The sequence below is a fragment of the Anaerococcus tetradius ATCC 35098 genome (genome assembly GCF_000159095.1).
GTDB lineage: Bacteria > Bacillota > Clostridia > Tissierellales > Peptoniphilaceae > Anaerococcus > Anaerococcus tetradius.
Genome location: NZ_GG666298.1, coordinates 18,210 through 20,917 on the forward strand (window position 1 = coordinate 18,210; position 2,708 = coordinate 20,917).

The following is a 2,708-nucleotide window of genomic DNA, read 5'->3' on the forward strand; positions in this document are numbered from 1 at the left end:
CAATCTATCTTGCAAAAGAAGAATTTAAGAAAGATATAAAAAAATATGAGGAATATTTAAAGGTATCAGGCAATAACTATAAGTATCCATATATACATCAAATATCTATATACAATATGGATCCAAAAGCAACAGCCTGTGCAGAATTTGATTATTGGAAAAGTATAGGTAGAAGCGTTAAAAGAGGCGAAAAAGGAATACCACTTTTAGATATAGATAGTGGAAGGATAAAATATATATTCGACATAAGGCAAACAGTAAGTATTAATCATAATATTTCTGAGGTAAAGTTATGGAAATATGATAGCAAAAAGCATTTAAACTTACTAGATGAACTGATAGATAAGTTTAAAGAAAAAGATAGTAAGCTTCTATTAAGCCAAGAAGATAAAATTGATGCCTTAGTAGAGAGTAATGTTAGAGGAAAATTCAATAAAATTTTAGAAAGTCTATCTGATGAAAGTTTAAAAAGNATTCAAAAGGTAGACATTTTTAATTTGTTAAAAGAATCCGTAAAAATTTCCATAAGCGAGAGAATGGATGTCTCATATAAGCTAAAAGAAGAAAACTTATCTTTATTATCTAAAATATCAAGTTCGGACATAGACAAAGTATTAAGTATAAGCTCTAATATAAGTAAAAATATCTTACTTGATTTGGGAAGTGTAATAAAAAGATTAGAAATTTTAGAGAAAATTCAAGAAAGAAAAGATTTGGAGCAGACAAAAGAGCTTAAGGAGCGTTATAATAAATTAAGTTCTGATATAAACGGTGAAATAAATTTAAAGGAGGCTTGGAAGATGAAAGAGAAATAACATTGGCAGGCAAGGAATACCTCATGGAGGAGGGAATTTACACACCAATCGTCAAGGAGAATTCCTTCGAGAGACAGGGAGGGACATACAAGATGGAAGAATTGGAGGAAGGCATGGAAGTCCTAATACCCAATATGGCAATTCCCAAGGAAATAGATTTAAAGAAACTCAACAGATGGGGAAGGATGAGATTGAACTTTCTCAAGGAGAACAAAGAAGAGGATTATCAGATAATGTATTTACAAGGGATATTGATGGATCATCTTCTATCAAAGGAAAAAGAGATAGAGGACTTTATCACGAGGGAAGAAGTCAAAATGATGGAAACTTGGGGGCTGACAGAAGAACTGAAAGAAGAGGACTATCTGAAATATCTGAGATTGAAGAAGAACATGGATATGACCCTACAAGAAATAGGGGAAAGGGAGATAATCTTAATCTAAAAAAGAGGAAGTAGAGTCTACTTCCTTTTTTTCTGCTAAAAATCAGGGAGAGCAAATATCCTTCTCAAATCCAATAAGTCAAAGAGAAATAGATACATTTTTAATTCATGGAGGAAATCATGAAGATGGAAGATTGGCAGTAATAGCAGAATTTTCTAAGGGTAAATCTTTAGAAGAACAGGCAAACTTTTTGAAAGAAATATATAGGGGAGCCAATGGTCTTGAAATTGAAGGAAGAAAGATATCTGCATGGTTTGGAAAGGAAGGAGCAATTTTTAAAGATGGAGATGAGGCAAGATATAGAGAAGGGCAAATAGTTTCTTGGAAAGATTTAGCTAATAATATTAATAATTTATTAGATAGAGGAGAATTTGCTAGCAACGTGGAGGTTATAGAAAGTGCGACATATGAAAGAGAAAAAATAGCAGAAAATTATTGTATTTAAAGAGAGATCTTTCTGATGAAACTAAGGATAGATATTTATCGATTCTTAATGATATAAAAGGAAAGGCTTCCCAGATGAAAAAGAAAATCTCGGAAAAAAACTTGAAGATAAAAATTTTATAAATAAACTCAGAAAAGAATACGAGGTATTTTTAGAAGAATATAAGATTAATCCTGATATTTTAAGATTTCATCATTATAAATTATCTAGAATCTATAATGATATCAATGATTTAGAAATAGAAAGAAAATTATATAGGTCAAATTTAAAGGATATTGCACCTATTCAGAGTTTTATAACACAAGATGAAATAGATGAAAGCCTAAAAAGAGGAAGCGGGTTTTCTGATGGAAAGAAAAGAATATATGAATTTTTTACTGAAAGGCATGATTTAAAAGAACAAGCAGATTTCTTGAAAAATGAATATGGCGTAGGTGGAAGTTCTCATGCACTATCTGCTGCAAGAGAAAGTGGTGAGTGGCACGATGCGAAGGGAATAAAATATAATAAAGGTAATGCAAAAGAAATACTACTATCTTGGTCTAATGTTGCAAGAAGAATTAATGACCTTATTAAAAAGAATAGATATATAGATGAAGAAAGTTTTGAAGAAAATAGGGAGAAAAAAACAGATCAGGAAATAAATAAAACAGAAAAAGAAAGCCAGGAGTATATAAATTATCAAGATGATTTGCCTCCAACTGATAATGATGTATATATAGAAAGAACAAATAATAGTTCTATATATTATTATCAAGGACAGTCCGTAGCAAGTATAGGTGATGATGGAAAACTTATCATTTATGATGAATTTATACCAAACTTTTTAAAAGAAGAAATATATTCCATAGCCTTTGAAAAACAATTAGATATACCCTTAGACCAGTTAGACGATGGAATTATTCTTGAGGGAATATATGACACTTTTTATATTAAAGAAAAGGAAGAAATAGAAGGAAGAGAATATTACCTTTTAGAAAGTCAAAGTCGATATGATGATATTCC

The 2,708-nt window shown here is 30.4% G+C and carries 3 protein-coding genes; all 3 read left to right on the plus strand.

The genetic code is table 11. The features are described from left to right. The first annotated feature begins 793 nt into the window (after positions 1 to 793). A complete protein-coding gene (locus HMPREF0077_RS10980; RefSeq protein WP_004837302.1) occupies positions 794 to 1,258 on the plus strand; it encodes a TnpV protein in 465 nt (154 codons plus the stop codon). A gap of 133 nt (positions 1,259 to 1,391) precedes the next feature. After that, positions 1,392 to 1,703: a hypothetical protein gene (locus HMPREF0077_RS10985; protein ID WP_004837303.1), complete on the plus strand. Its 312-nt coding sequence runs from the start codon at positions 1,392 to 1,394 to the stop codon at positions 1,701 to 1,703. A gap of 412 nt (positions 1,704 to 2,115) precedes the next feature. Further along, positions 2,116 to 2,708: hypothetical protein (locus HMPREF0077_RS10990; protein ID WP_004837305.1), on the plus strand; the 593-nt coding region annotated here is incomplete at its 3' end.